Consider the following 26,162-nt stretch of genomic DNA (forward strand, 5'->3'; position numbering starts at 1 on the left):
GGGTACCTCCACATGTCTGAAGTAAGGAAATGAGGGTGAAGCGTGTGCAATTGATCATTGCTGAAAAACCAAAACAAGCGGAAAAACTGGCAGCTCCGTATCCGTCCGTGAAGCGGGACGGCTACATTGAAATCAAACCATGTGACCGGTTTCCGCAAGGAGCAAAACTCGCCTATGCGGTCGGACACTTATGCGAACTGCAGGAGCCGGCGCATTATGACGCCAAATGGAAACGATGGAACTACGATCATCTGCCGATCATCCCGGAACGATTTGATTACCGACTGGCAAAAGGTAAGAGTAAACCGTACCAAGTCATCAAGAAACTATTGAATGAGCGGACGACGACTTCCATCATTATAGCATCGGATGCCGAGCGAGAGGGAGAGGCAATCGTCCGATTGATCTTACGTCTCGCGAACAACGCAAAACCACTGCAACGACTCTGGATTTCGAGTTTGACGCCTCAAGCGGTTGACCATGGGTTTGCGAATCTGCTTGATGGAAAGGAAACAGAAAACATCTTCCATGAGGCGATGAGTCGCGCTTGCGCCGATTGGCTGATCGGGATGAATGCGTCCCGTGCGTATACGACGTTACTGAAGAAGAAGGGCATCGCCGACGTTTTTTCCCTCGGACGAGTCCAGACACCGACGCTCGCACTGATCGTCGAACGGGAAAAACAGATCGAGAATTTCTTACCGGAGACGTACTACGAAGTCGAGGCGGATTTTACGCGATACAAAGGAAAATACATCAACGCAAAGAAACAGACGAAGCTGAGTGACCGGGAACAGGCACAAGCGATCGTGGATCGGACGAAAGGAACCGGAGTCGTCGCATCAATCGAAAAAAAACGTCAGACGGAACGTCCACCGTTTTGGTTCAGTTTGTCGCTCTTACAAACAGAAGCGAGCCGACGGTTTGGTCTCGGTGCAAAAGAGACGCTCGATATCGCGCAAAAACTCTATATCCGTGGTTGGATCAGTTATCCACGAACGGACTCTTCCTTCGTAACGAAAGAGGAGGCGGGACAGTTCCCGGTCATTCTTGATCGGTTACTGAAGCAAGCGGAATATAGTCCAATCAAGGATGTCCTGACGAAAAATCCAGCTAACGATAAACGTTACGTTAATCCGGCGAAGGTTAGCGATCACTATGCGATCATTCCAACAGAAGAAGCGGGTGCCGTCGCGAAGCTCTCCGGACGAGATGCGCAAGTCTACGACTTAATCGTTCGCCGTTTTCTTGCTGCCTTTGCACCGGACGCCGTCTCGGAGAAGACGGAAATCGTGACGACGCGTGAGATGGACCGTTTTTTGACGCGCGGCAGTCGGACGATTGATCCGGGCTTTAAACAGGTCTTACAAATCGAGTCAAAAGAAGTCGAATTGCCAGCCGTCGAACAAGGACAAGAGATGCCGATCAAAGGCTGTCGACTGCTCGAGAAACAAACGGAGCCGCCGAAACGCTATACGGAAGGGACGCTCATCCTCGGTATGAAAACAGCTGGTAAGTTGCTTGAAGACGATTTGCAAGCGATCATGAAGGAAGTCGAGGGACTCGGGACGGAAGCAACTCGTGCCGGGATCATCGACGGACTAAAACGGCGGGAATACATCAAACTCGTCAAAAAAGAGATTCATCCGACGCCAAAAGGTCGGATTTTGATTGATGCCGTGACGGGGAGTATTCTTGCTTCGCCAGAGATGACAGCGAAGTGGGAGAGCCGTCTCGAGCAAATCGGCAAAGGGGAGGCATCTGCTGCCCAGTTCATTGAACAGGCGAAGAAATTGTCGGAGCATCTCGTCGTCGATGCTAAACAACGAATTGAACAACTCGCCGTTGATCCGACACAAGTCAAAAGCAAGTCCCCGCGGGGTGCAACGAATCGTCCGGTCGGTCCCTGCCCACTGTGTCAATCAGCAGTGCTTGATCGTGGGAAGTTCTATGGCTGCAGTGGCTATCAAAAGAACAACTGTGGCTTTACGTTACCGAAAACGATCCTTGGTGCCCGACTGACGCAAACGGAAGTCAAAAAAGTACTAGTGGGTCAAAAAACAAAGCCACTCGAGATGAAAAAGAATGCGCGCCAGTTTAAGGCGATGCTATATCTCGAACGCGATCAATTAAAATTCGAATTCACGAAAGGGGAAGACTGATGCAATACGAACTGATTCAAAATCAAACGTTTCGTCCTGTCTTTGAACGACTGTTACAAGAAGGGCACCGCTTGACGGTCTGGTTTCCGGACCATATTGAGGTACAGTCGGCAGAAGGACTGGTCGAAGAAGCAGAAGAACTTTTTGGTGTGACTGCGGAAGTGATCGATGATCCACAATCATTCGGCAAGCATATCCTGCTTCCGTACTTGACGGAAGTCGAGCACCGGGAAGATGGATTCATCCGCTACGAAGCTGAGTTGACGGAAGAGTTACGCCAACTCGTACGCGAATTGACGTTACCGATGCTGACGGAGGGCGACTTCGAAGTGTTGTATTCATATCAAATCGAGACGGAGACGGAACGCTTCTTCGTTGAAGACTGGTTCCAAGCTGACTTGCAAAAACTACCTAACTAGGTGAAACTTTCTTGAAGAGGATGACGTAGGATAAGTGATCGTCATCATTCTATTCATTTGGAGGGTTCACTATGTTCACAGTAGCATTCATGGAAGGCGAACTGGGAGGCGACGGCTTCTTCTCGGGCATGCCGATTTTCATGGTCGGATTTTTTGTTCTCATCATCGGGTTCATTCTGTTTGGAGTCATCTCTGCAGCCTCAAAGGGAATCTCAACGAATTCATTGACGCAACAACTGCGCGAGTATGCGGCGCGTCTCGTCAGTCCGAATGAATCGGATGCACTGAATTACGTCGCTTACTTAGAAACGTTGACAAGTTTTCCGGTTGAAAAGACGAATCTCGAACCGTTCCGGATTGCGACCGGCATCTTAAAGCTTGTCCAAGGAACGGATCAGATTTCCGAAGCGACGAAAAAACAAGTCGTCGCCCAGTACTTACGGCTCGGTATTTTGGATGCGGATCATTTAGCGGACGAACAGCCGGTCCGGAGCCATAGCCATAGCCATAGCCATCACCATCATCATTAAAAAAGGGTCCTGAGGGGCTCTTTTTTTGTTGAAAACGATCGAATCGTGACATCTAATTGTCATATACAACGATTTAGATTAAAGTTGTATGAAATTGAAATCTTTTTGAGCAGAATGCTGTGTATCGATTGAAAAAAGTTTACAATGAATGGACGGGAATACCTTTATTGCTGGAGGAAGATAAAGGGAAAGGAGTTGAATTCCTTTAATGAAAACATGGCTGAATCGAACGATTGGACGGCAAATCATGTCTGCGTTTTATGTGATTTTTCTGACACTGCTGCTAACGACAGGTGGTGTCTACCTATATACGAAACAACAGGTGGATGAATCACGCCAAGAATTAAAGATGTTAAACGAACATCGGACACGGGCGACCGATTTGTACGAATCATGGCAAAGCATGCAGTACGAGATGCGTGGCTTCGTCTTGCTTGGTGACGAAGAGATGTTAAAAGAAATCGAAGCAAAGAAAAATGGCATCAATCAACAAACGACTTGGTTCGAGCGCAATGCACGCTTCAAAGAAGAACGGCAGTATGCAACGGACGCACGGGAACTCTATACAGCGTATACCCAACGCGTCATGCCGAGCCTCGTCAATTATGTCGCGGCGAAAAAAGACGGCAAAGTGACGGAACCGTTCTTGAAGATGCCGACGCTTGGAAAGGTCACGAAATCAAAACCACTCGATCCACAGCGGAAGTTCAACATCAAGACGAAGAGTGCAGCTGATATGAGTTCAAGTATCGTTGATATGGAGACGGTCTTCACAAAATATCGTAATTCCTTAAACGATCAAGAGATGGCGGCGCAAGAGCAGCTTGGTAAACAAGTCAACTCGTCGCAAATTCTCGGAGCCGTCAATATTGCAATCCTCTTATTGATTACTCTCGTTTTCGTCCGACCATTCGTCCGCCGCTTGACGCGTCAGTTGCGTCAGTTGAACCGGGAAAGTGGACGACTCGCTAAAGGTGAGGATGCGACACCGATCGTCATCACGAATCGTCAAGATGAGATTGGTGAGTTGACGACGACGTTCAACCAGATGGCAGCCTCCATTTCCGGGCAAAAACATCAACTCGTCGCAAGTAACGACGAACTACAAAGTCAACAGGAAGAATTAATTGCCCAGCAAGAAGAACTTCAATCGCAACAGGAAGAACTCGAAGAAGCACTCGACATCACGTTACGTAACGAGACCCATTTGCGTTATCGCAATGAGTTGACCGAGACACTTGCGTCTCGCGAAACGTTGACGGCGTATCCGGCGATCATCGAAAAATTGATTACGATTACCGATGCGGAGCTCGGAGCAATCGTCTTCCTAGAGCAAGACCGCTATACGGATCTCGTCTCTTACGGGATGACGGCAGCTCAGGAGCACCAGTTATTACATGCTTCGACGTCATTACTCGAACGCACACGTCAAAACAAGCGTGCTGTTCGCTCGACGAAACAAGTCGCGAGTCATCATCCGCTCCCATATCCGTACGCGATGTACGAAATCGTCGTACCGGTGATGGATCCAGCGACGAACACAATGATTGCAAGCATTTATCTCGTCCGTTACCGGGATGCCTTTACGGAAGAGCAGACGAACGAAATCTGGTCGTTCTCCCGTCAATTGGCACTCTCCTTGCTCCGGATGCGTGTCTTTGAAGAAGTCGAACGAGAACGGGAAAAGACGTCCAAACTTCTCCATTCGATTCGGGAAGCGGTCATTTATATCGAAGGAGAGACGATTTTTGCCAATAAACCATTGCTTGCTTTATTCCATCATCCGGCGCACGATCAAGTGGCGGAAGAAGGATTGATGACGCTCGACGTCAAAATCGAAGAGTTGGCAGTGCAAGTCGATCAACATGAGGCGTTCTTAACCTACATGGATCATGTCTGCAGTCAGGAAATTCCGACGGAGAGCTTGGCGTTGTCCTTAAACAAGGAAGAGCGATTCGTCACGCTGTATGCAGAGGAAATTCATTACGGTGGTTGTTTCCGCGGTACGATGCTCGTCTTACGTGACGTGACGGCAGAGACAGCAATCGACCGGATGAAATCGGAATTCGTCTCGACTGTCTCGCATGAGTTACGGACACCGCTTGCCTCGATTTACGGCTACACGGAATTAATGCTCGCGCGCGACGTCCAGGAATCAAAACGTCAACGGTATCTCGAGACGATTCATGCAGAAACCGAACGGTTGACGAACCTCGTCAACGACTTCCTCGATGTCCAGCGCATGGAATCGAGTCAGCAACAATATGACTTCAAACCGCTTGATTTGACGAAAGTCATTCAGGAAACGGTCGAGTTCCATACGGCTTCGGCAAAAGATCACGAGCTAGTCCTTGATTTTGAAGAAACGACGACGGGGCGGATTCATGCTGACGAACAAAAAATGCGTCAGCTGTTCACGAACCTGATCAATAATGCAATCAAGTATTCACCGGATGGTGGTCAAATCACGATCACGATGCGTCAAGTCGAAGATCGTGTACAGCTGAAGATCGAAGATGAGGGAATCGGCATTCCGCGTCACGCGTTACCACAACTGTTTAGTAAGTTTTACCGAGTCGATAATTCGGATAGTCGAAAAATCGGTGGTACCGGTCTTGGTCTTGCGATTTGTCAGGAAATTGTTCGTTCGCACGAAGGGATGATTCATGTCGAATCAACAGAAGGTGTCGGGTCCGCGTTCATCGTCGAACTACCGATCGTCCAGTCCGTCGTACCGGTCACGGAATCGGCAGATGACTGTTAATGTCAAAAGCGTTCTTTGATTTTTTAATCAAAGGGCGTTTTTTTGTTGGTTTCATCTGCAAAACGGGAATTAACTACTATCAAATAGAAAGGAAGTGAGGAGATGCGGCGAAGCAGATGGCCTTGTTAAGTCCGACGATCACTCATGCTTTGGATCCTGATCGAAGCTAGTAGTTCGTTCATTCCAGCTTATGTGATTGAGCGCTTTTACTGGGAAGACCGGGGAATGAGCATTGCCGACGTCGTCATCGCAGAAATCGTCTTTGCTTGGGTCATGTTGATTGGTGAGGTCCCGTTCGGTTTGTTATCCGATCGGTGGGGCAGAAAGCCGTTCATTCTGGCTGGTTTCGTATGTGAGTGGTTATCGTTTACGGTGTTGCTTGAAGCCTACTCATTACCTGCCTTCCTCTTGGCGATGGTCCTTGCCGGCATCGGTGGCGCAGCACTTAGTGGAGCGCTTGAAGCCCACGTCTATGAAACATTGCGAATGCAAAGGATAGAAGAGCGATTCGAGCCGGTCTGGCGACTGATTTCAATCGGTGGTTTATTGACGTCTGGACTTGCGGCACTCGTCGGGAGTTACGCCGTGCGATCGGTAGACTTGATTTGGCACTATCACGTGTCCTGGTGGGTATTGCTCGGAACAGTACTGCTGACGTTTTTCTTAAAGGAAGCATCGCGAGAACAAGACGGAGAGACGAGTTCATTAAAGACATTGCTAAACAGTTTTTCGTTTCGACGCGTCTACGTCCGAATTCTTTGTCTTGTCTTGTTATACGGGGCGACGATTGATTTCGTCGATGAGTTTTGGCAACTTTATCTACGGGATCAAACGATACCGATGGTCCATTTCGGATTCGTTTTCGTGTTATTTCAAATCATGCAGGCGACCGGCGCGTCCTTATCTCGGTTCCGATCTCCGGTCGGATGGGCGATGATCTATATCGTGTGTTTTACCGGATTGTCGGTTGCCTCTCCGCTCGTCAGTATCGGGTTACTCGGAACGCTGTACTTGTGCTATGGCTGGGCTGAGCCTTATTTGACCACTATCATCCAAGAAGTTGCGCCGCCAAATGGACGTGCAACGTTTACGTCGCTGATCTCAGTCATTGAACGGTTAGCTGTGCTTGGAACCGGTACGCTGTTCGTCTTCGTCGAACGTGTCTTCTCGCTTCAGATGACCTATGCCGCGCTCGGTCTCGTCTCACTTATGCTGCTTCTGTTGTATAGTGTGACTCGAATGCGTCAGAACTGAATCAAAAAAAGGGGCTGACTCAAAAGTCAGCCTCTACAAAGATAAGGATGGCAGAATGATAATCTGCCATCCTTATCTCGTAACAAAAAGAATGACGCGTCACACGCCACTCACAGGAACAAGCGCATTTATGCGCTGTCAGAGACGAACAAGACCCGCTTTCCTACTTCAACGAAGCAGGAAAACTGGCTTGTGTCTCGCCTGAGGAAAGGGCGTGAAAAGACGCGCCATTCTTTTTTTTGAGTCAGCCTCTTTTGACTGTCATTTATTACGACACGTGTCGATGCTCCTGAGAGGAATGTGCCAATAGCTGGCGAGCCGGTTGCCACATCAACAAAGAGAGGGCTCCTGCGAGCGCATAGACAAGCTCGATCGCAAACACATCGGCAAGCCATCCGAACAATAGACTGCCGAGGCAGAAACAGAGTGCATAAACGGTTTGTTGCACGCTATAGACATACGGTAACCGTTCGAGTGGTGTCGTCTTTTGCAACAACGTATTCAGCTCAATCGCCCGGACTTGACTCGCAAACCCTTGGATCAGACAAGCGATCACGGCAAGTGTGACGATTGGAGCGAAAGCAAACAAGAAGGTCGCAACAATCGAAAAGCCGATGCTGCGATAAAGCAACGAACGCGTTCCACGACGACGTAACATCATGTAACTACCGGCGATCATGCTCAGCAGATAGAAGGCATTTAGAATGCCCCACCAGCGTTCCGATAGCTGGAAATGTGTATCGATATAGACGAGAAACAGAGCAGAAATCCAAGCCGTACTGACGAACGCATCGATTCCGACGAGATACGTGTTGGCTTTCGCGAATGGATGCGCTCGCGTGTAGCGAATACTCGACCGGAAGGAAACGTCTTCCCCTTCCATCGAAGGGTCGGGTAGAGAGCGAACGCTTCGATAGAACAGATAGCTGATGAGACTCGCACCTAAAAACAGACCGGCCGAGACGGACAAGACGGAAAGCGGCGATAACCAGCTGACCAGAATGGCGCCGAGCGGCCACATGATGAGCTGAATCACTTGATTCGTACCTTGTACGAGACTGTTAGCCTTTTGGACATCCTGACACAGTCGAGGGATGAAGGCACTTTCGATCGGACGAGCAAATCCGTCGAAGAAAGCGATACATCCAACGAGTGCGAGGATAAGTGGCAGTGGTAAATCAAGCCCCCAGATGATGCCTAAGAGAATCGTCTTGAGGAGTTGACTGCCGAACAACAACGAGGCATGGGGAACACGTTGAGCGACTTGGGCGAATAAGAAGCCGCTTCCTGTCATGCCTGCTGTGACGAGAACAGGAAACAGGGCAGCGAGACTCGCTTGCCCTGTCGTTTGATAGATCATCGCGATCAGGGAGACGATATAGAGCGCATCTCCCGCATTCGCAATCCATTGACTGACCAATAAAAGCGTAAACCGGTTCATTCTGAAGGACCTCCATATCGTACGTATTTAGTTAGGAGTGAGAATTCAGAATGACTTACATTGGACGCCCTCATTTCATGTTTTTTTCTAGTGTAAGAGGAAAAAAATGGATTGTCAATCAGAATCGTGACGGGAGTTCCGGGCAACGAGTGTAAAGGGATCGACCATCGACGTCGCGGCGGCTTCGTCTTGAGCACGAGATGCCGATAGCTTGATTGGTTTTAGTTGCTGGCGGAAGCGGAAAGCCCGTTCGAGTCGACTCATGAATAGATTGCTGAAAAAGACGACTAATGCTAGCCCAATCAGTGGAACAAGGAACATATGATTGAGCCAAGACGTCGCTGAAAACTGGTTATAGTAATAACCGAACATCGAGGACCACTCAAAAATCGTTGGGACAGTTCCTACATATAAATTAACCGTTCCAGCGAAGAAAATTTTGAAAAGTGATAAGTGAACGAGTAACATCAACGTTTGGATGAACTGTTGCATAAAAACGATTGTCAACGTTGGAACAAGATGTGGCCAAATGTGGCGTCTGAACCGATGCCACGGACTGCCACCAAGCGTCTGGGCGACAATCATGAACTCTTGACTAAGTAACTGACGGGTCTCAGCAATCAGATAAAGCGATAAAGAGGGGAGACCAAGCAAAATCAAGACGATCAACTCGAACGATACACGGTCGAACAACGGTGGGATAGCAGTCGAATCAAAGAACGTAAGTGATGGAAGCAAAATGAGCAACGCGACAAGAGAGAGCGGTAAAACTAAAAATCCATCAAGAATAAGTTTTAAGTATCGATTGACGCGAGCACTTCTAAAAGCTAGCGGAATCGCAATCACTAGCGAAAGAAACATTCGACCGAGCGCAACAATCATACAAATACCGGCTGTCCATTTAAATCCTTCAATCATCAATTGAAAGAGGTCATAGCCAGAGCGGTCTGTACCGAGCCATTGATCACTTGACGGTTTTAGTGGTGACGTCGCAAGGAACGTACCGTCTTCAGCATACCGGTTCGAGATTTGATCGACTTGACCATCACGGAAGATCGTATTTCCAAAACTAAGGAGCAGTAAACCAGTGAGTAAAAATAAACATAACCAGAAGACAGGATCTCGCATCAAAGTACGACGCATCAAATCCCCCCTTTCCAGGCGTTAGGAATAAGCCATTCTGCCAACAAATCAATGATGAAAATCGGCAGATAGATTAAGAACAAGATGACCATCAAAATCGGCATTTGTCCATTATAAAAGACGAACCGGAACATACCTTGCACTTCGAACGTGTATTCAATGATCACGAGACTCGATAAGACCGTAATGATGTTCGCTCGGAAAAACAGATAAAACCGATAGATCATTGTCGGAATCAAATGTTTCCAGAAAAGAGCCGCAGGACGAATGCCTTTAGCCCGTGCGAGTTCAAGGAAAGGAGCAGCTTCCTGTTCGAGTACTTGCGTCGTTAACCATTTGATGAAGAAGAATAGTGTTGTCAACGTTAGCGTAAGAATCGGTAAAAAACGAATGTACTCAGCATAGGATCCCGCAATTTCGATTTTGTCATACCCGGTCGTTTTAAACAGATAGAGGACAAGGAATTGCGAAAGAATGATCCAGAACAGATCCGGAACCATCTCAAGCGTCCGAGTCGTTTGTTTCAGCATCATGCGTGTTTTGCGACCACTCCGATAAAACAAATAAGCATAAAAAATCGCACACACAGCGGAGACCAGCATAGCTGTCGTAAAGATGATCAACGTCTCTTTAATGAATGGACTGATGGTAGGAAGCAACAAGAATTCCTTTTGAGCGGTTACGTTGAAATAGGTAATCTCATCAAGTTTCGTTAATTGAGCAAATTGTTGCTTCAGACCTTCCCAGTAGCTTGCTGGGTTGAATTTCATTTGCGCGACAAGCGCCGGAAGGGCGCTGATCGCAATCAAGACAAAAAATGCCACGATAAGCTGAATTGATTTTCGGGCGATAAACACCATGAGGCGAAAAACTCCTTTCTTTGGATCCTCAGCCGATGGCGAGGATCCGGTCATTGCCAATTTGGATCAACTGACTGTTCATATGTTTCCGGCGCAGTACATAGCGTTCGAACTGTTGTGTCGCGATGAACGAATCACGCGTCGAGACCGTCGAAAGGGTCATCAAGACATGTTTTAATTGCGGTTGTCCTTCTTGTAACGAGAGATGTGTCATCCGGTTTGCTCCGTCGAGTCGATTCAAGAACAGTTCAATCTTACAGCCCTCCTTGATTAATTCACTGATCAGGAATGCCGATTGTTCGATGAACGTCTCAAATTGTTGGTGGAGTCCGTAACCGCTCGGGGCAGATAAGTTCAAGGCAATCGTAAACGTATCTTGATTGCTCGTTTCGAATACTTTTGCCTGCAAGCGACCGGTCTTCGCCGTCGCATACCAATCGATCTCTTTTGACGGTTCCGCCGTATAAGGTTTTGCACCAAGCTGAACCAGTTTGTTCTTGAGCGGTGAGTAGCGGTCTGGTCGGTCGCCAATCCGTAAACGTTGTAAAAGAAGCGGCGTCGCTTGCGCTGTCAAGGACGGCAAGACTGTAAACGACGGATACGTATCGAACGTAAAGAGATAGACGCCCATCTTCCAAGGCAGGCGAATCGTTAAGATGATCTCATCGAACTCGGCTGGTCCGCGGCGAACCGTCTGAATCGGGATCGTCACTGCGTCTTCAGAGTCAATCACTGCATGAAACGTCGCCGGATGTAGTGGATCCATCTCCGGGAAGATGACTCCGCCATCCGTGTGCAAACGAAGTGTCGCTTCGAGCCCAAGCTGACTCAAGGATTCGACGCCGAAGACTTGCAAATGGAGCGACGTCTTCTCCTGGTTGAACATCAATGATTCATAGTGTTTCCATTCGATGGCGACGTCCCGTCGTAACTGCTTTTCTGTTCGCCCGACGACGAAATGAATCGTCGCCAAAGCTGCGAACAGAAATCCGAGGACGGAAAGACGCGGAATGAAGAGGAAGATGAACGTCATCGTGACGTACAGTGGAAAAAGTCGGCGTTCAAGCCAAAACGGGACGGAACGTTCAATCTGCATGATTCGTCACCCCATCTCGACCGGAACCGGCACGTCGTCCAGAATATGCGTCAAAACAGCCGCTTTCGTCGTCTTGATTCCACCTGCGAGTGTCAGTGTCAGGCGATGGGATAGGACGTGTTTTGCAAGATATTTGATATCTTCCGGGATGATGAAGTCGCGTTGATTCAAGAAAGCGTAGCTTTGCGAGGCGCGAAGTAATGCAATCGCTCCACGCGGACTGACACCGACTTCAATGAGTTCATGGTTTCGTGTCGCTTGAACGATGTGTAATAGATAATCAAGCACGTCTTGCGATGCATGGACGCGGCGTGCCTCTTCCTGCCAGGAAATCAAGTCGCCACCTGACGCGATGCCAACAGCTGACCGACGGACGTTCGTCAGAATTTCAGACAATAAGCGCCGTTCGTTCTCAAAATCCGGATAACCGACTTCAATTGCGACCATGAACCGGTCGAGTTGGGCGTCCGGTAGTGGGAACGTTCCTGCCGATTCGATCGGATTTTGCGTCGCGATGACAAAGAATGGGGCTGGCATCTGATAGGTCGTTCCACCGATCGAGACTTGACGTTCCTCCATCGCTTCAAGCAATGCGGATTGTGTCCGCGGAACAGCACGGTTGATCTCATCGATCAAGACGACGTTCGCGAACAATGGACCGCGTTTATTTTCGAACTCCTGCGTCTTTAAGTTGAAGAAGTCCGAACCGATGACGTCTGATGGGAGAAGATCCGCCGTGAACTGGATCCGCGAGAAGGCACTCTCAAAGCTCTGAGCGAGCGACTTGGCGAGCATCGTTTTCCCTGTTCCCGGTACGTCTTCTAGTAGAATATGTCCTTCTGCGATGAGTGCCGTCAGACAGAGATCGATGACGTCCGGTTTACCGAGATAGATCGAATTGAGTTGATCTTTTAATTGTTGTAGTTTCATAGGAAATCCCTCCAAGGTTAAATGGTTGAGTAGCGTGCTAGTTGTTGTTCGAAGCGTAGAATTTCATCATTCGAGACGATCGTTTCCGACATATCACCGTAGCGAATATTCCGATATAACTGAAAATCGACAGCGACTTCAATCCGACGTAACCAGTCTTCAAGCGTTTCGTTCGGACGATGTTGCTGACTGCGCGGTAAGTGTTGCTCAAAGCGGATGACGAGATCACGGACACGTGAAAACGAATACGATGAATACAGGTAAGGCGATTTTCTTAAAGAAACAGGATGAAAGATCGATTGAGCGAATGTAACGTCATCCGTTACTTCTCCTGTAGACCTGCGCCGTTTTTTCACGCGGCGCGACTGAACGAGTTTCCAGACCACGAAACTAAACAAGCTGATTAAAATGATGTATTGCAGATAAGAAAGGGGGAGTCAGAGTTAGATACATCCGCTTTAAAAGATTTCCAGAGTTCTTTTGGACCAGGTCGTGGATCGATCGGTTCAAAAGGCATTTTGCCTTTTGTGTTAGTAGGTGAGTGACCGTTTTTAAAACTAATTTCGCCGTTCGCTTCAGTTTCTGCAATCGAAGGCTTTTTAAAAGGATCCGGCATGATGTAATGCGTGTAAATATACGTCGCGGTAGTTTGAAACAAGAACAGACCAATCAAAATGACACCGAGCGACATGATAAAGCGTTGCCGTAACACAAGCGATCCTTCTTCCTGTTTTTAAGGAAAAAATATCCATATGTACTTAGGAAGATTTTAGCATACACGCTTAACAAATAAAAACAATTTTCTGAAAATAAAGACAGGGTGAGACGATTCATTTTCAAGTGGTGAGGGTATGATGGAATCAGTGGTTCTTGAAAGAGAAAGGGTGTTTTGTATGAAATTGATTATTTTTGGAGCGACGGGTCAAACGGGGCAAGAACTGGTCAAGCAAGCGATTGATCACGGGCATGAGGTCACAGCGTTCGTCCGTAGTCCGGAAAAACTGACACTACGTGACGAACGGTTACACGTCGTTAAGGGTGACGTGCTCGATCAAGAAGCGGTGACGGCTGCTGTTGCCGGGCAAGAGGCTGTCCTGACGGCTCTTGGCACTGAAAGTCTTGCATACAGTGGCTTTTTAGAACGGAGTCTCGTCCGGATCGTGACAGCGATGAAAAAACAGGGGGTAGACCGGATCGGTTATGTTGCGTCTGCCGGTGTTGATGATGAATTACCGGGTGTACAAGGGATGCTCGCTCAGCGGATTCTGAAAAATCCACTGAAGGATCACCGCCAAGCGATCGCGCTTTTGCAACAAGCGGATTTGAACTATACGGTAGCTCGACCACTCCGTTTACTGAACGGTCCGTTGACGGGACTTTATCGTCAAGCAGATACAGGTGTACCGGAAGATGCGAAACAGATCAATCGCGCAGATGTGGCGCATTTCCTCTTACAGGCAATCGAGACAGAAGATCATATCAAATCGAGTGTCGGTCTCGCTGAATGATGAAGAAGGGGCTGACTCAAAAAAAGAATGACGCGTCTTTTCACGCCCTTTCCTCAGGCGAGACACAAGCCAGTTTTCCTGCTTCATTCAAGCAGGAAAGCGGGTCTTGTTTGTCTCTGACAGCGCATAATGCGCTTTTCCCTGTAGGAGTGGCGCGAAACGCGTCATTCTTTTTGTTAAAAGATAAGGGTGGCAGATCATCATTCTGCCACCCTTATCTTTGTAGAGACTGACTTTTGAGTCAGCCGAGTCAGCCCCTTTAAATGCTTATTGTTGACGATAGACGGAGACTGAACCACCATTGACGAAGAATTGACCGTAGCCATCTTGGTTGATCGTGACTGATGCTGTGTTGTTACCAGTGATATCCGTCCAGACTTCTCCTTTGTTCTGAAGCCCGACGTACATCCATTTGCTACCGCCAGGGCCGTCTGACAGGATTGTTGCAAGACCTGATTTCGCACGGTCTGAGACACCTTCACGTGTCCAACCGATGATGTCTTGGTTATCGAGGTAATCATTTTGTTTCCCGAATGCGAAGTCCTTCCGTGCTTTAAGTAACGGATCAATCTTCGAAGCGAGTGCTGGAATTTCGCGATTCGACGTACCTTTTGTGCCATAGTAATCACCGTAGAAGACGGATGGATAGCCTTGTTCACGTGTCAAGATCATCGCGTAGGCGAGTGGTTTGAACCATGATTGAACCGTTGATTCAAGCGATTGTCCAGGTTGCGAATCATGGTTCTCTACGAGTGTGACGGCTTGGGCTGGATTGCTCTTGACGAGAGTACCGTCAAAGATCGTCCGCATGTCATAGTACCCGCCGCCTTTACTTGCCTGTTCGAACTTATAATGAAGCGGTGCATCAAAGACGGATTGTTGATAATTCGTCCGACTTAAGTAGTTTTGCAACGTGCCGAGATCGTTCTGCCAGTACTCTGCGACTGTAAACAATGGTTTGCCCGTCGTCTGACGAACGTTCGCGAGCCAGTCCGCTAAGTAACCGTGTTTGATATGCTTGACGGCATCGAGACGGAACCCATCAAGACCAAGTTCGTTGACGTACCATTTACCCCAGTTCTTCATTTCTTGCTGGACTTCTGGATGATCGAAGTCGAGATCCGCATACATCAAGTAATCGTAGTTGCCATTTTCACCTGAGACATCCGTATCCCACGCTTTACCAGTACCGCGGAACTTGTAGATGGCGCTTTTTGAACGCGATTGATCCCAGTCAGTGCCGTCGAAGTGGTACCATTTCCACTTGAAGTTCGAGTAGAGGTTATTTCGCGCTGCAAAATTGAAGCCTGTCCATGCCTGGATTTGATAATCGCCAGAGACTTCTTGATTACGGTTACCCGGATTGACTTCGACTGCCGTGACGGCTTCCGTGAAATCGGCGCCACCTTTATGGTTCATGACGACATCGCCATAGACATCGATTCCGGCGGTATGCAATTGTCCGATCGCTGTTTTTAATTGGGCCTTTGTGCCGTATTTCGTGCGGACTGTTCCTTTTTGGTTGAACTCACCTAAATCGTACAAATCATAGGCGCCGTATCCGACATCATTTTGCGAAGTCCCTTTGTAGGCAGGCGGAATCCAGACTGATGTGATTCCGAGCTGATCGAGTTTCGTCGCGTCACTTCCGAGACGGTTCCAGTGGTTACCGTCATTTGGCACATACCATTCGAAATACTGCATCATCGTTCCGTTGTCTGCCGTTGCGCCGACTGCAATCGGTTGCGCAAGTGGCGCTAAAAAAGCAGCGGATGCGACGGTTGCTAAAATCCATCTTTTTTGTTTCACGTAAAGACCTCCTTATGATTTGTGAAATCGCTTGCATTATTTATTATAGGAAAGCTTCAGACAGGAGGAATATCGTCCCGGATTCTTATTTGTAAGTCTCTTTTGTTCGTGACTTTTGACCCTAGAATATTTCTTCTGAAGTACTATTTCGATGGGATTGACGTCTTGGACGAAAAAAATCAGGACCATCTAACCGTTGCCTTTCGATGAATATTCTGAACGGTGGCTCATCCTCAAAAAACCAGGTCTATCGTCCATCTTCCACCAGGAATGGATTCGATGTGAAAATGAGCGTGTAACATCCGTTTTCATACATACCATTTAAGGGGGAACACACATGAACTGGAAGTCAAAGGTCACAGGTGCGCTTGCCGCAACACTTGCGATCGGGTCAATCGTCTTTACACCGGTCACAGCAAAAACAGTCGATCCGAAACAAGTTTCTGCAGGTCCGCAGATGGTTACATCTCAATCGACGATCGATGCGTACTATCTACCAGCAGCAGGGAAAACAGGGGCAGCGTTGAAGGCATCGCTGCACGATATCATCGACAACCATACACAAGTGTCATACGATACGGTATGGACAGCACTAAAAGAAACGGATCAAGATCCAAATAATGCGAATAACGTCATCGAGTTATACACGGGGAAATCGATTGCGAAAAGTAACAACGGTGGGAGTGTCGGTCAATGGAACCGGGAGCACGTCTGGGCAAAGTCGCACGGTGACTTTGGAACAGCTAAAGGACCAGGAACTGACTTGCATCACTTGCGTCCGGAAGACGTCGTCGTCAACAGTGCACGTGGCAATCTTGATTTCGACAATGGCGGTACGAAATACAGTGGTTGCGATTGCTACCGCGATGGTGATTCGTGGGAACCACCGAACCGTGTCAAAGGTGACATCGCGCGGATGATTTTCTACATGGCAGTTCGTTATGAAGGTGGCGGAGAAATCGATCTCGAGGCTTCTGAGAACGTCAGTAACGGAACGAACCCGTTACACGGCAAATTGTCGACGCTAAAAGCATGGAATAAGCTTGATCCAGTCGATAGCTTCGAAATGCGTCGCAACGACGTCATCTTCGAGAAGTGGCAAAAAAACCGGAATCCATTCATTGATCATCCGGAATACGTGACATCAATTTGGGGAAATTGATGACGAGTCAGTGAATAGGAAAGGGGCTGACTCAACAGTCAGTCTCTACAAAGATAGGGGTGGCAGAATAATGATCTGCCACCCCTATCTTGTAACAAAAAGAATGACGCGTTTCACGCAACTCCTACAGGGAAAAGCGCATCTTTGCGCTGACAGAGACAAATAAGACCCGCTTTCCTGCTTGAAAAAGCAGGAAAACTGGCTTGTGTCTCGCCTGAGGAAAGGGCGTGAAAAGACGCGTCATTCTTTTTTGAGTCAGCCTTTTTTCATGGAGTCCGAACCTGTTATGCTGAAACTTTTTTGGAGAACCATTCGTATTGCCTACTGTAAGCCATTTTTTTAGTAGAGAGGTCGTACGGTATGATTAAACGCACGTTTAACAAACGAAACATCAAATGGGTGGTCGGTGGGGGACTCGTTGCTTGTGTCGCCTTCTGGTACAGTGTCGGTATTTTCGTCAATAAAGGGGAACGGCCACTCGCTGATGGGACGTCACCGTATGTCATCGTCCTCGGTGCGGGTGTCAAAGGAGAAAAACCGTCGCAAATCCTACATAATCGGATTCAGGCAGCTGCGGCATATGGGAAACAACATTCAGAAGTCCGCTTCATCTTGAGTGGTGGACAAGGTCCAGATGAAGATATTTCAGAAGCAGAGGCGATGCGTCGCGGGATGGTGGCATCTGGGATTGCTGAAGAGCGGTTGATCCTTGAAGCCGACTCGACATCAACGACGGAAAATCTACAATTTTCAAAAGCGTTGTTGCCAAAGGACGTTCGTCGCGTCTCGATCGTCACGTCAGACTTTCATCTGTACCGTGCGCGACAAGAGGCGAAACAACTTGGTTTACAGACGGATGCGATTCCGGCTGAAACGCCACTTTCAGGAGTCCTTCGATTTGGAATGCGTGAACGCGTTGCGATCGTTGTTCAATTCCTACGCTAAAATCCCCGACACGGTGAACATGTCGGGGAGAAAGAAGTGCATTGAGTGATTAGATGCCTTCACCTTTATGCTTTTCCTCAGAAGATTGAGAATCATTTGCTTGTTTGTTGGAAGCATCATGCTCAGCAGGTGGTTCTTCTTTGCCAAGTGCGACATCTTTCGCTTCGACGACTTTATTGCTGATAGAACTCAGGTCACCTTTTGTCTCGTTGACTGTATCCTTCACAGTCGAAGCATCAGACTTTACTGTTTCAAGTTCTGTGTTCACTTTGTCATAAACGTTTTGAACGTCAGACGCCACTTCTTGGATGATACTTGAAGCACTCTTTACCTGATTGATAACTTGTGACGCTTTGCCCGACGGATCTTCCTTGATGGAAGACGCGAGTGTCGAGACGGAATCCTTCGCACCACGTAAGCTTTGTTTCGTGTTTTGACGGGACGAAGAACTAAGTAGCGTCAATAGTCCGCCGACAAGGGCACCGAGCAACATCCCAGTGACGAGATTGATTTGACGACCTGATGATTCTTCCTGATCGAACTGGCGATTCGGATGTTCTGCGTGTGCTGCGTGTGGATCATGTTGAAGCTTCGGTTCCATGATGAACACTCCCTTGAGATAATATTTAACCATGATATGGATATACCCTTGTGAGTGAATCAAAAACATCTAAAAATAACATGTATTTGAAATGAATATAAAAAAGACCATCGTGTTATGATGGTCTAAGAGGTTCATTTGTTGGATGAATCATCATCATTTTCGTGACGAAGTTTTCGGTTGATTTCATCATAATCGATTTCGATATCATCCTTGTTGCCCTTGTAGCCATATCCTTTCGAAATGACGATGATCGAGGCGACCAAGACGAATACGATGATGAGAATGGAGACGACGTATAACCACATAGTCCACTCCTCCTTTCGTTCACTTACTAGTATGACGGAAAACGCAGCTTCCGTCTAAACGAAATTGTAGGTTGTGTGCTAAACTGATGTCGGATAAACATGTTAAACGGAACGAGGTGACGGCGGATGAGTATTTTGGTCGTAGATGATGAGTTAACGAATTTATTGCTCTTAGAGCGATTGTTAGAAAATGAAGGCTATGACGTCGTCAAAGCCATGAGTGGAGAAGAAGCAATTGAATTGATGGAGGATCCGTTATTCATCGAACAGTTGGACGTCGTTCTCCTCGATGTCGAGATGCCAGGGATCAGCGGAATCGAGGCGACACGTTTGATTCGAAAACGATTTGGTCTTGATGAATTACCGATTCTGATCGTTTCCGGGCGATCTAACGAAGAAGATATTGTTGATGGACTGAATGCAGGGGCATCCGATTATACGACGAAACCGATCCGTAAAACGGAATTGCTCGCGCGAGTTCGTAACGCGATTGGTCTGAAACAAGCAATCGATGCACGAAAACGATATGAAAAAGTATTACAGGAAGACTTTGATTTGGCGCAAAAACTGCAACAGAGTGTGCTGAGTGCCAATATCGAAGACGATGAGATCCGCATCATGGCGACCTATATCCCGTCTAAGAAACTAGCGGGAGACATGTATGCCTGGTATCGCATCTCTCAGAATAAATACGGCATCATCTTATTTGACGTCATGGGACACGGTGTCTCCTCTGCATTGATTACGATGGGGATGAGTTCAATCTTGTTTGAACTCGTGCACCGGATTGGTGATCCGGCTCAAGTGCTTGAAGAGTTGAATCAACAGATGAGTCGACTGTTTCCGGGAGATGAGACAGAAATCTATTTTACGGCTGTCTACCTTTATATCGACTTAGATGAAATGAAACTCAGCTATGCGAACGCGGGGCATCCACCTGGTTTGTTGCGGATGAACGATCAAATCATTCCGCTTGAGAATACGGGACTTCCTGTTGGTATGTTCGAAGACTCGACGTATACGAGCAAGACGATCGACATCGTCTCACCCGGATGTGTTTACCTGTATACGGACGGATTCATGGAACTCTATAGTAAAGGCATTGATGAAGGAATCTTCGCCATCCAGAACCTAATCGAACAACAAGGACCGAACATCCATCAGTTGATTCAACCGGATCAGAGCGATGAAGCGGATGATCTTTGTCTCGTGACAGTCGAAATCAATTAAAATACAAACGAAAAGACTCAGCGACGGAAGCACCGTCGCTGAGTCTTTTTTGACGCATACAAACTTTAGGACTAGAAAAACCTTCTCCGCCATAAGATGAATGCGGCAAGACCAGAGAAGAAGATCATCATGCCGAAGACAATCCAAAAACCGATGACTTCTCCTTCCCAAGGGACATGGACGTTCATTCCGAACATCCCAGATATCATCGTCGGAATCGAGATGACGATCGTAATCGAGGCGAGGAACTTCATGACGAAGTTGACATTGTTCGAGATAACGGAACCAAATGTATCCATCGTCGAACTGATGATGTCTTTATAGATTTGTGCCATTTCCATTGCTTGCCGGTGTTCGACGAAGACATCTTCGAGTAAGTCTTCATCGTCTTCGTGTTTCTCAAGACTCGGTGTCTTGATGATTCGGTCGAGGACACCATCGTTCGATTTCAAGGATGTCATGAAATAGACCAATGATTTCTGAAGGTTCATGAGTTGAAAGATTTCTTGATTTCGCATCGAACGTTGTAATTCTTCCTCGAGTTCATCCATCCGTCGATCGATTTGGCGTAGGAAACGGAGATACGAGGAACTGACTTTATAGAGTATCTGAAATACGAAGCGCGATCGATAATTCGTCCGGAATCCTCGCAACTTACCACTCGAAAATAACGTCAGGACATCGAGCTGTTGCGAACAAACGGTGATGAAATGACGGGATGTCACGATGATACCGAGCGGAATCGTATTATAACGGCGTCCTGATGATTCTTCTTCGATGTAGGGAACGTCGACGATCATCAGTAGACCTTCTTCATCTTTTTCAAAACGTGGTTTTTCTTCCACGTCCAAAGGGTCATAAATGAAATCCTCTGGAATATTCGTAGCAGCGATGACTTGGTCGGCTTCATCCTTGGTCGGATTGACAAGATGGATCCAGGAACCTTTCGTAAACTCCTGTATCTCGTTGACTGCCCCAGTGACATCGCTTCGATAAATCGTCAACATATTGTCTATCCCTCCTGCTCTTCACTGTCTCATTATAGAAATAGAAACGATGGCGTGTAAATGATTCTCCGATTTTTTTTTAAGAAGATTAGTGATAAGATGAAAACAGAGGAGGGGAAGACATGCCTTTTTTTAATGCTAAGAAGCTCGAAGAACTTCAATCGATCGCGGGTGGGGATCACGCGTTCCTTCAAAAAATTGGAGAGACGTATATCGCGCAGTTCGATCGAAAGTTTCCTGAACTAAAAGATGCCGTCGCCAAACAAGATGCTGAGAAAACTGAAAAGCTCGCTCACTTGCTAAAAGGTGCTTCCTATTCCGTTGCCGCTGACGATTTAGCTGATGATTTCGAACTGCTTGAAAAAAGAAGCAGAGTCCGGTTCAATGACCGGAACACAAGAAATCGTCGATCGGATTGAGCAATGCATGGTGGAATTCCGTGTCGTCTGGCTCGATGTGTTTACTGGGAAAAATCTTGACGCTCTGCGTTGAGCAATCGAATAGATCAAAAAAGCCGACATGCTGTCGGCTTTTTTTCTTATAAGACGTAGGAATCGACCGTTTCGATCAAACGACCGATTTCTGGTTTCGTGATTTGTGCATTGACACCAACGGATTCACCTTTATGGCGTAAATCGTCGGAAATCAAGGAAGAGAAGACAATGATCGGCAATTCCGCATAACGATCATCTTCACGGAGTCGTTTCGTTAAATGAAGTCCATCCATCTTGGGCATTTCAATATCCGTAATCAGGAGATCACAGTTACTTCCTTGTTCGAAAGCATCGAATGCGTCTTTCCCATTGATGAACCACTTCAGTCCGTGGTAACCGGCTTCCTCGAGTGTTTCGATGATCAACATCCGGAGCATTTCCGAGTCTTCGGCAATCCAGATGATTTTATCGGACCGGTCACGGGACTGGACGCGACGTCCTTCTTCGCGGGCGAAGATATCCTTGCGTGAGAGCTCAAGGGCAATTTTTTCATAGTCGAGCAGGATGATCATCTTGTCTCCCGTTTTAACGACACCGTTCGTTAACCCTTCGATGCCACGAGCGAGTTCGTTTGGTGTATCGATCTGCTCCCATGAGATACGGCGGATTTCCGTCACGGAATCAACGCGTAGGACACTCTTTTCTCCATTAAATTCACAGATGATCAGTCGATCCTCGGTTGCTTCGTCGTGGGGAACACCGATGACTGTAGGCAAATCGATCACCGTCATGACTTCGCCGCGGAGTTCGATCAATCCTTTGACAGCATCCGGTGTACCCGGAAGTGGTGTCATCGGGAGCGGAACGATGATTTCCCGAACCTTCATGACGTTGATACCGAACGTATACGGACCACAATGGAAGATGACGATCTCGAGTTCGTTCGTGCCGGCTTCTAATAAAATATCGTGCTGATTGTACATATGGTTGTGCCCCTTTCCATTACCTTCACTTCACTTCTGACTAGTTATCGGCATGCTACGTTAAAAATTCTAGTTCTGAATCGACAAAAAAATTGTTGTAATCGCTTTCATAATATGTTAAGCAAAAAGTTTGGCATTTGTCAGACCAATTGATTACAATAAGCTATGCAGCCACACACTGAAATGAGAGAGATAAAAATAAATGGAGGTAGAGTGGAATGACTACAGCAACAACCTACACGTTTTTACTAGATGGAAAATGGCATGAAAGTGAATCAAAAGAGACGATTGAAATCTCTTCACCATATAAAGAGGATCTTGTCGGTCGTGTTCAAGCGATGACAAAACCAGAAGTCGATCGTGCCATCGCTTCAGCGAAAGCGGCACAAGCAGAGTGGGCAAAACAACCAGCGAACAAACGGGCTGAACTGCTTCACGCTTGGGCAACGGAACTCGAGAAACGTGCGGACGAAATCGGTGAAGTCATCATGCGCGAAGTCGGTAAAGGGCGTGCAGATGGCGTCAAAGAAGTCAAACGGACAGCTGAAATCATTCGCTACACTGCGGAAGAAGGTCTCCGTTTCGACGGTCAGATGATGCAAGGGGATTCGTTCCCAGGCGGTAGCGCGAAAAAAATCGCGATTATCAAAAAAGCGCCACTCGGTGTCGTGCTTGCCATCTCACCGTTCAACTACCCAGTTAACTTGGCAGCAGCGAAACTCGCACCTGCACTCATGACAGGGAACGCCGTCGTCTTTAAACCGGCAACACAAGGTTCAATCAGCGGTATCTTAATGGTTGAGGCGCTCGTCGCAGCCGGCCTTCCAGCTGGACTCGTCAACATCGTCACAGGTCGTGGATCAGTCATCGGTGATTACTTGACAGCTCATCCGGGAATCAACATGATCACATTCACAGGTGGTACAGGAACAGGACAACATTTATCACGTCAATCTGCAATGATTCCACTTGTCCTTGAACTCGGCGGAAAAGACCCAGCACTCGTTCTTGAGGATGCGAACCTGTCCCTTGCAGCAGATCACATCATCAGTGGTGCATTCTCTTACTCAGGTCAACGTTGTACAGCAATCAAACGTGTCTTCGTTCTCGATCACCAAGCGGATGCGCTTATTGAAGAACTTAAGACTCGAATTGCAAAATTGACAGTCGGTTCACCTGAACAAGAAAGTGTCGTCGTACCGCTCATCGATACGAAATCAGCGGACTTCGTCGAAGGCTTGATTATGGACGCAACAGACAAGGGCGCAACGCTCGTCACAGGTGGCGGACGTACAGCAAACTTGATCGAACCAACACTTCTTGACAACGTGACACGTGATATGCGCGTCGCTTGGGAAGAGCCGTTCGGACCAGTTCTTCCAATTATTCGTGTTAACACGGTCGACGAAATGATCGCATACTCGAACGAATCAGAATACGGTCTTCAAGCAAGTGTCTTCACGGAAAACATCGATGCTGCGTTTGCGGTAGCGGACGCGCTTGAAACAGGTTCTGTTCAAATCAATGGACGTACGGAACGTGGTCCTGACCACTTCCCATTCATCGGTGTGAAATCATCGGGTCTTGGTGTTCAAGGTGTCGGACGTAGCTTAGCTTCGATGACACGCGACAAATTAACAGTCCTCAACTTAAAATAAGTTTTTGACCGACCTTTCAATCTGCGGAAAGGTCGGTTTTTTGTGCATCCATTTCTTATACTCTAGCGTAAGCTAGACAACAAATATCATCCGCTGACGCACAAAGTTTGGCGCTATAGCTTCAATCTCTCTATAATGAAAGAAAATGGACGAGAGAAAAGAGGCGTGTAGGCATGACTGTATCAGACGAAATCATCCCGATTCCGATTCCCACACCATTTCCTGTAGGGGACGTGAACTGTTATGTGTTACGAACGGAAGGGGAAAACATCCTCATTGATTGTGGACCCGATACACTCGAGGCGTGGCAAATGATGCAACAGACGCTTGCGCGACACGATTTGAGGGTTGAGGATTTAGATCGTGTCATCGTGACGCATCACCATGCGGATCATGCTGGGATGGCACATCGATTTTCAGAGAAAGGCATTCCTGTCTATGGACATGCGCGGTTGCGCCCGTATTTGGAACAGGACGAGACGTTCCTAAACAATGGGGACGTGTTCTTACGTCGACTGGCGACTTCATTTGGTGTTCCGTCAGCGATTCAAGAGATGTTACCGAGCTATCAATCTGCCTTAAAATGGCTTGGAAAAGGTCAACTTGATTTCATATTAAAGGAAGGCGACGCAATTACACCTTCTGGGCGATATCGCGTCATCGAACTGCCAGGTCATGCGAGTGACCAAATCGGAATTTTAAGCGACGATGGTATATTGTTCGCGGCGGACCATTTGCTGGACCGGGTCGAACCGAACCCGTTGCTTGAACAACCGCAACCGGGTGATGACGTGCTCGTGAAACGACCCGTTCTTGCGTATCTTGACTCTTTAGAAAAATTACAAAGTGAGCAGATTCGAATCGCCTACACTGGACATGGTGCTCCGATTCGAGATGTTGCGGTACTCGTCGAAGAACGATTGATGCAACGCAAGGCACGCGGCGATCAACTGTTGAAGTATTTTTCAGAAGAGCATACATTATTTGAATTAGCACAAGTGACGTATGGGAATCGATTAAAAAAATCATTCCCACTCGTCATGAGTGAAATGAAGGCACGTCTTGATACGCTTGTCGCACGTGGTGCGATTACGGTTGAGAAACGATCTGGTATCCTCTACTATTCGAAAATGGAGGAAGTTTAATGCAACTCATCAACCGGACGATCGTCATCACCGGTGCTTCAAGTGGACTCGGGGAAGCACTGGCGCGCACTCTGCATAAAGAAGGGGCAAACTTGATTTTAATCGCACGACGCGAGGATCGATTACAAACGTTAGCGTCTGAACTCCAGGCAGACTACCTGGTCTACGATTTGGAAGAGGCGCCCGAAATGCTTGCGAAAACACTCGCAAATCGTTATGGACGGATTGATATTTTGATTAATAACGCAGGTTTCGGGGAATTCAGCTTCCTAGACGATACCTCGATTGAAACGATTGAATCGATGCACCGAATCAATGTCTTAAGTCCTGTTCGTCTAACGAAAGCGTGCCTTCCGTTACTTCGAGAAGGCGGCATGATCGTCAATATCGCGAGTCAGGCAGGAAAGTTGCCGACACCGAAGTCGACGATCTATTGCATGACAAAAGCTGCTATGTTGCAGTTTTCGAATGCGTTACGTCTGGAGTTACGTCCAAAAGGCATCCACGTCATGACGGTCAACCCAGGACCGATTGCGACGGAATTTTTTGTTCGAGCTGACATCAGCCGAAAATATGAAAAAAACGTGGCTTCGATCGTCTTATCGAAAGAACAACTCGCACTGACCGTCGTTCGGGCGATGCGTCGCCGAAAGCGAGAGGTCAATGCGCCGTGGTGGATGGAGCTTTCCGCAAAAGGGTACGGCGTCATGCCGCGGCTGATTGAATGGTTAGGAAAATCAGGTTTTGACAAAAAGTGATGACGGAGGAGAACA

General features: G+C 47.5%; 25 protein-coding genes. 13 read left to right on the plus strand and 12 right to left on the minus strand.

Going from position 1 to position 26,162, the window contains the following annotated elements; all coding sequences use genetic code 11:
- Positions 1 to 44: 44 nt before the first annotated feature.
- From HZS85_RS08925 to HZS85_RS08945, 5 genes are all read left to right on the plus strand, one after another.
- On the plus strand, positions 45 to 2,162 hold the full coding sequence (locus tag HZS85_RS08925) for a DNA topoisomerase III (RefSeq protein WP_214855163.1): 2,118 nt from the start codon (positions 45 to 47) through the stop codon (positions 2,160 to 2,162).
- Positions 2,162 to 2,581 carry a hypothetical protein gene (locus HZS85_RS08930; RefSeq protein ID WP_214855166.1) on the plus strand — a complete coding sequence of 140 codons (420 nt, stop codon included), beginning with the start codon at positions 2,162 to 2,164 and terminating at the stop codon, positions 2,579 to 2,581. The genes HZS85_RS08925 and HZS85_RS08930 overlap by 1 nt, the downstream gene beginning before the upstream one ends.
- A 71-nt stretch (positions 2,582 to 2,652) precedes the next feature.
- A complete protein-coding gene (locus HZS85_RS08935; protein ID WP_214855169.1) occupies positions 2,653 to 3,111 on the plus strand; it encodes a hypothetical protein in 459 nt (152 codons plus the stop codon).
- A 208-nt stretch (positions 3,112 to 3,319) separates the two neighbouring features.
- Positions 3,320 to 5,875 carry a sensor histidine kinase gene (locus HZS85_RS08940; protein ID WP_214855172.1) on the plus strand — a complete coding sequence of 852 codons (2,556 nt, stop codon included), beginning with the start codon at positions 3,320 to 3,322 and terminating at the stop codon, positions 5,873 to 5,875.
- 144 nt (positions 5,876 to 6,019) lie between these two features.
- Positions 6,020 to 7,129 (plus strand): MFS transporter, encoded by a 1,110-nt coding sequence (locus HZS85_RS08945; protein WP_214855174.1) that lies wholly within the window; start codon positions 6,020 to 6,022, stop codon positions 7,127 to 7,129.
- A gap of 268 nt (positions 7,130 to 7,397) precedes the next feature.
- On the opposite strand, the gene HZS85_RS08950 is transcribed toward HZS85_RS08945, so the two are convergent.
- The 7 genes from HZS85_RS08950 to HZS85_RS08980 form a co-directional block, all read right to left on the minus strand.
- On the minus strand, positions 7,398 to 8,570 hold the full coding sequence (locus tag HZS85_RS08950; protein ID WP_214855176.1) for an MFS transporter: 1,173 nt from the start codon (positions 8,568 to 8,570) through the stop codon (positions 7,398 to 7,400).
- Positions 8,571 to 8,684: 114 nt separating this feature from the next.
- Positions 8,685 to 9,713 carry an ABC transporter permease subunit gene (locus HZS85_RS08955; protein WP_214855178.1) on the minus strand — a complete coding sequence of 343 codons (1,029 nt, stop codon included), beginning with the start codon at positions 9,711 to 9,713 and terminating at the stop codon, positions 8,685 to 8,687.
- Positions 9,713 to 10,573 (minus strand): ABC transporter permease subunit, encoded by an 861-nt coding sequence (locus tag HZS85_RS08960; protein WP_023467647.1) that lies wholly within the window; start codon positions 10,571 to 10,573, stop codon positions 9,713 to 9,715. The genes HZS85_RS08955 and HZS85_RS08960 overlap by 1 nt, the downstream gene beginning before the upstream one ends.
- A gap of 28 nt (positions 10,574 to 10,601) precedes the next feature.
- Positions 10,602 to 11,669, minus strand: a complete 1,068-nt coding sequence (locus HZS85_RS08965) for a DUF58 domain-containing protein (RefSeq protein WP_214855180.1) — start codon at positions 11,667 to 11,669, stop codon at positions 10,602 to 10,604.
- A gap of 6 nt (positions 11,670 to 11,675) precedes the next feature.
- On the minus strand, positions 11,676 to 12,599 hold the full coding sequence (locus tag HZS85_RS08970) for an AAA family ATPase (protein WP_214855182.1): 924 nt from the start codon (positions 12,597 to 12,599) through the stop codon (positions 11,676 to 11,678).
- A 17-nt stretch (positions 12,600 to 12,616) separates the two neighbouring features.
- Positions 12,617 to 12,985 carry a hypothetical protein gene (locus HZS85_RS08975; RefSeq protein ID WP_214855184.1) on the minus strand — a complete coding sequence of 123 codons (369 nt, stop codon included), beginning with the start codon at positions 12,983 to 12,985 and terminating at the stop codon, positions 12,617 to 12,619.
- Positions 12,986 to 13,002: 17 nt separating this feature from the next.
- Complete coding sequence (locus tag HZS85_RS08980; protein ID WP_214855187.1) at positions 13,003 to 13,311, minus strand: hypothetical protein; 309 nt, start codon at positions 13,309 to 13,311, stop codon at positions 13,003 to 13,005.
- 181 nt (positions 13,312 to 13,492) lie between these two features.
- Between HZS85_RS08980 and HZS85_RS08985 the strand changes: the two genes are divergently transcribed.
- Positions 13,493 to 14,107: an NAD(P)-dependent oxidoreductase gene (locus tag HZS85_RS08985; RefSeq protein WP_023467651.1), complete on the plus strand. Its 615-nt coding sequence runs from the start codon at positions 13,493 to 13,495 to the stop codon at positions 14,105 to 14,107.
- Between the two features lie 267 nt (positions 14,108 to 14,374).
- Here the strand turns inward: HZS85_RS08985 and amyS are convergent, their stop codons facing one another.
- Positions 14,375 to 15,916 carry an alpha-amylase gene (gene amyS, locus HZS85_RS08990; protein WP_214855190.1) on the minus strand — a complete coding sequence of 514 codons (1,542 nt, stop codon included), beginning with the start codon at positions 15,914 to 15,916 and terminating at the stop codon, positions 14,375 to 14,377.
- 337 nt (positions 15,917 to 16,253) lie between these two features.
- Between amyS and HZS85_RS08995 the strand changes: the two genes are divergently transcribed.
- Positions 16,254 to 17,078, plus strand: coding sequence for an endonuclease I family protein (locus HZS85_RS08995; protein WP_214855193.1), 825 nt, complete (start codon positions 16,254 to 16,256; stop codon positions 17,076 to 17,078).
- A gap of 360 nt (positions 17,079 to 17,438) precedes the next feature.
- On the plus strand, positions 17,439 to 18,023 hold the full coding sequence (locus tag HZS85_RS09000; protein WP_214855196.1) for a YdcF family protein: 585 nt from the start codon (positions 17,439 to 17,441) through the stop codon (positions 18,021 to 18,023).
- A 49-nt stretch (positions 18,024 to 18,072) separates the two neighbouring features.
- Here the strand turns inward: HZS85_RS09000 and HZS85_RS09005 are convergent, their stop codons facing one another.
- Positions 18,073 to 18,624, minus strand: coding sequence for a hypothetical protein (locus HZS85_RS09005; RefSeq protein ID WP_214855198.1), 552 nt, complete (start codon positions 18,622 to 18,624; stop codon positions 18,073 to 18,075).
- A 134-nt stretch (positions 18,625 to 18,758) separates the two neighbouring features.
- A complete protein-coding gene (ytzI, locus tag HZS85_RS09010; RefSeq protein ID WP_023467656.1) occupies positions 18,759 to 18,932 on the minus strand; it encodes a YtzI protein in 174 nt (57 codons plus the stop codon).
- 126 nt (positions 18,933 to 19,058) lie between these two features.
- Between ytzI and HZS85_RS09015 the strand changes: the two genes are divergently transcribed.
- Complete coding sequence (locus HZS85_RS09015; RefSeq protein ID WP_214855200.1) at positions 19,059 to 20,162, plus strand: PP2C family protein-serine/threonine phosphatase; 1,104 nt, start codon at positions 19,059 to 19,061, stop codon at positions 20,160 to 20,162.
- Between the two features lie 71 nt (positions 20,163 to 20,233).
- Here the strand turns inward: HZS85_RS09015 and HZS85_RS09020 are convergent, their stop codons facing one another.
- Positions 20,234 to 21,169, minus strand: coding sequence for a magnesium transporter CorA family protein (locus tag HZS85_RS09020; RefSeq protein WP_023467658.1), 936 nt, complete (start codon positions 21,167 to 21,169; stop codon positions 20,234 to 20,236).
- 122 nt (positions 21,170 to 21,291) lie between these two features.
- Here HZS85_RS09020 and HZS85_RS09025 point away from each other — a divergent pair, with 122 nt between their 5' ends.
- On the plus strand, positions 21,292 to 21,588 hold the full coding sequence (locus HZS85_RS09025) for an Hpt domain-containing protein (RefSeq protein ID WP_251137908.1): 297 nt from the start codon (positions 21,292 to 21,294) through the stop codon (positions 21,586 to 21,588).
- A 119-nt stretch (positions 21,589 to 21,707) separates the two neighbouring features.
- Here HZS85_RS09025 and HZS85_RS09030 read toward each other — a convergent pair whose 3' ends face one another.
- A complete protein-coding gene (locus HZS85_RS09030; protein WP_214855202.1) occupies positions 21,708 to 22,586 on the minus strand; it encodes a chemotaxis protein CheV in 879 nt (292 codons plus the stop codon).
- Positions 22,587 to 22,804: 218 nt separating this feature from the next.
- On the opposite strand from HZS85_RS09030, the gene HZS85_RS09035 reads away from it, so the two are divergent.
- The 3 genes from HZS85_RS09035 (at position 22,805) to HZS85_RS09045 (ending at position 26,147) form a co-directional block, all read left to right on the plus strand.
- Entirely contained in the window at positions 22,805 to 24,244 is a 1,440-nt protein-coding gene (locus tag HZS85_RS09035; protein ID WP_214855204.1) for an NADP-dependent glyceraldehyde-3-phosphate dehydrogenase, read from the plus strand.
- 173 nt (positions 24,245 to 24,417) lie between these two features.
- Complete coding sequence (locus tag HZS85_RS09040) at positions 24,418 to 25,389, plus strand: MBL fold metallo-hydrolase (RefSeq protein ID WP_214855207.1); 972 nt, start codon at positions 24,418 to 24,420, stop codon at positions 25,387 to 25,389.
- On the plus strand, positions 25,389 to 26,147 hold the full coding sequence (locus HZS85_RS09045; protein ID WP_214855210.1) for an SDR family NAD(P)-dependent oxidoreductase: 759 nt from the start codon (positions 25,389 to 25,391) through the stop codon (positions 26,145 to 26,147). The genes HZS85_RS09040 and HZS85_RS09045 overlap by 1 nt, the downstream gene beginning before the upstream one ends.
- Positions 26,148 to 26,162: the final 15 nt, after the last annotated feature.

Source organism: Exiguobacterium sp. s130 (genome assembly GCF_018619055.1).
GTDB lineage: Bacteria > Bacillota > Bacilli > Exiguobacteriales > Exiguobacteriaceae > Exiguobacterium_A.

What these genes read in the sequence shown, in the direction of transcription:
- HZS85_RS08930 (WP_214855166.1), top strand. Translation starts at nt 2,162, where the DNA reads ATGCAATACGAACTGATTCAAAATCAAACGTTTCGTCCTGTCTTTGAA.
- HZS85_RS08935 (WP_214855169.1), top strand. Translation starts at nt 2,653, where the DNA reads ATGTTCACAGTAGCATTCATGGAAGGCGAACTGGGAGGCGACGGCTTC.
- HZS85_RS08940 (WP_214855172.1), top strand. Translation starts at nt 3,320, where the DNA reads ATGAAAACATGGCTGAATCGAACGATTGGACGGCAAATCATGTCTGCG.
- HZS85_RS08945 (WP_214855174.1), top strand. Translation starts at nt 6,020, where the DNA reads ATGCTTTGGATCCTGATCGAAGCTAGTAGTTCGTTCATTCCAGCTTAT.
- HZS85_RS08950 (WP_214855176.1), bottom strand. Translation starts at nt 8,570, where the DNA reads ATGAACCGGTTTACGCTTTTATTGGTCAGTCAATGGATTGCGAATGCG.
- HZS85_RS08955 (WP_214855178.1), bottom strand. Translation starts at nt 9,713, where the DNA reads ATGCGTCGTACTTTGATGCGAGATCCTGTCTTCTGGTTATGTTTATTT.
- HZS85_RS08960 (WP_023467647.1), bottom strand. Translation starts at nt 10,573, where the DNA reads ATGGTGTTTATCGCCCGAAAATCAATTCAGCTTATCGTGGCATTTTTT.
- HZS85_RS08965 (WP_214855180.1), bottom strand. Translation starts at nt 11,669, where the DNA reads ATGCAGATTGAACGTTCCGTCCCGTTTTGGCTTGAACGCCGACTTTTT.
- HZS85_RS08970 (WP_214855182.1), bottom strand. Translation starts at nt 12,599, where the DNA reads ATGAAACTACAACAATTAAAAGATCAACTCAATTCGATCTATCTCGGT.
- HZS85_RS08985 (WP_023467651.1), top strand. Translation starts at nt 13,493, where the DNA reads ATGAAATTGATTATTTTTGGAGCGACGGGTCAAACGGGGCAAGAACTG.
- HZS85_RS08995 (WP_214855193.1), top strand. Translation starts at nt 16,254, where the DNA reads ATGAACTGGAAGTCAAAGGTCACAGGTGCGCTTGCCGCAACACTTGCG.
- HZS85_RS09000 (WP_214855196.1), top strand. Translation starts at nt 17,439, where the DNA reads ATGATTAAACGCACGTTTAACAAACGAAACATCAAATGGGTGGTCGGT.
- HZS85_RS09005 (WP_214855198.1), bottom strand. Translation starts at nt 18,624, where the DNA reads ATGGAACCGAAGCTTCAACATGATCCACACGCAGCACACGCAGAACAT.
- ytzI (WP_023467656.1), bottom strand. Translation starts at nt 18,932, where the DNA reads ATGTGGTTATACGTCGTCTCCATTCTCATCATCGTATTCGTCTTGGTC.
- HZS85_RS09015 (WP_214855200.1), top strand. Translation starts at nt 19,059, where the DNA reads ATGAGTATTTTGGTCGTAGATGATGAGTTAACGAATTTATTGCTCTTA.
- HZS85_RS09020 (WP_023467658.1), bottom strand. Translation starts at nt 21,169, where the DNA reads ATGTTGACGATTTATCGAAGCGATGTCACTGGGGCAGTCAACGAGATA.
- HZS85_RS09025 (WP_251137908.1), top strand. Translation starts at nt 21,292, where the DNA reads ATGCCTTTTTTTAATGCTAAGAAGCTCGAAGAACTTCAATCGATCGCG.
- HZS85_RS09030 (WP_214855202.1), bottom strand. Translation starts at nt 22,586, where the DNA reads ATGTACAATCAGCACGATATTTTATTAGAAGCCGGCACGAACGAACTC.
- HZS85_RS09035 (WP_214855204.1), top strand. Translation starts at nt 22,805, where the DNA reads ATGACTACAGCAACAACCTACACGTTTTTACTAGATGGAAAATGGCAT.
- HZS85_RS09040 (WP_214855207.1), top strand. Translation starts at nt 24,418, where the DNA reads ATGACTGTATCAGACGAAATCATCCCGATTCCGATTCCCACACCATTT.
- HZS85_RS09045 (WP_214855210.1), top strand. Translation starts at nt 25,389, where the DNA reads ATGCAACTCATCAACCGGACGATCGTCATCACCGGTGCTTCAAGTGGA.